The organism is Streptococcus oralis (assembly GCF_001579175.1).
Classification (GTDB): domain Bacteria; phylum Bacillota; class Bacilli; order Lactobacillales; family Streptococcaceae; genus Streptococcus; species Streptococcus oralis_O.
On the sequence record NZ_KQ970760.1, the window covers coordinates 583,658 to 585,049 of the forward strand.

At 45.3% G+C, this 1,392-nt stretch carries 2 protein-coding genes and 1 pseudogene; all 3 read left to right on the forward strand.

Annotated elements, in window-relative coordinates; all coding sequences use genetic code 11:
* On the forward strand, positions 1–682 hold a 682-nt coding region (gene mutM / locus SORDD24_RS07210; RefSeq protein ID WP_081103542.1), incomplete at its 5' end, for a DNA-formamidopyrimidine glycosylase.
* Positions 682–1,287, forward strand: coding sequence for a dephospho-CoA kinase (gene coaE, locus SORDD24_RS07215; RefSeq protein ID WP_061409099.1), 606 nt, complete (start codon positions 682–684; stop codon positions 1,285–1,287). The genes mutM and coaE, both read left to right, overlap by 1 nt.
* Positions 1,274–1,392 (forward strand): annotated as a pseudogene (locus SORDD24_RS11740) (MFS transporter); the annotation flags it as partial. The gene coaE and the pseudogene SORDD24_RS11740, both read left to right, overlap by 14 nt.

Here is a 1,392-nt window from a genome sequence, read left to right on the forward strand (position 1 = left end):
GATTGTTGAGTCCATGGGGCGTCGTGGAAAATATTTACTTTTTTACCTGACTGACAAGGTATTGATTTCCCATCTGCGAATGGAAGGCAAGTATTTTTACTATCCAGACCAGGTACCTGAACGCAAGCACGCCCATGTTTTCATTGAGTTCGAAGATGGAGGAACGCTTGTTTATGAGGATGTACGCAAGTTTGGTACCATGGAACTATTGGCCCCCGGCCTATTGGAAGCCTACTTTGTTTCTAAAAAATTAGGGCCTGAGCCAAGAGAGCAAGACTTTGATTTGCAGTCCTTTCAAACTGCCCTTGCCAAATCTAAAAAGCCTATCAAATCTCATCTCCTAGACCAAACCTTGGTAGCTGGCCTTGGCAATATCTATGTGGATGAGGTCCTCTGGCGTGCTCAGGTTCATCCAGCTAGATCTTCCCAGACTTTGACAGCAGAGGAAACGAAAGCAATTCATGACCAGACCATTGCTGTTTTGGGTCAGGCTGTTGAAAAAGGGGGTTCAACTATTCGAACCTATACCAATGCCTTTGGGGAAGATGGAACCATGCAGGATTTTCATCAGGTCTATGATAAGACTGGTCAAGCATGTTCACGCTGTGGCACCATCATTGAGAAATTCCAGCTCGGTGGACGAGGAACTCATTTTTGTCCTCAGTGTCAAAGGAGGGGCTGATGGGAAAAATTATCGGAATCACAGGAGGCATTGCTTCGGGTAAGTCAACTGTGACAAATTTTTTGAGACAGAAAGGTTTTCAAGTGGTGGATGCCGACGCAGTCGTCCATGATCTACAAAAACCTGGGGGTCGCCTTTATCAGGTCTTAGTCCAGCACTTTGGACAGAAAATCATCTTAGAAAATGGAGAACTCAATCGCCCTCTCCTAGCTAGTATCATCTTTTCAAACCCTGAAGAACGAGAATGGTCTAAGCAAACCCAAGGAGAGATCATTCGTGAGGAACTGGCTGCACTGAGAGACCAGTTGGCCCAGACAGAAGCGATTTTTTTCATGGATATTCCCCTGCTTTTTGAACAGGGATATGCCAACTGGTTTGATGAGACGTGGCTGGTCTATGTGGACTATGATATCCAATTAGAACGTTTCATGAAACGGGATCATCTTTCTAAGGAAGTCGCCGAGTCGCGTCTGGCAACCCAGTGGTCTTTAGCAGAAAAGAGAAAATTGGCGAGTCGTATATTAGATAACAATGGCAGTCGTGATCAGCTTGTGAGTCAAGTAGTCAAGTTACTTGAAAGAGGCGATAGCTGTGCAAGAGATTAGTTGGAAAGAGAATCTTCGTGTCGCCTGGTTCGGTAGTTTTCTAACGGGAGCTAGTATTTCCCTGGTCGTTCCTTTCATGCCTATCTTTGTGGAGCAGTTGGGAAT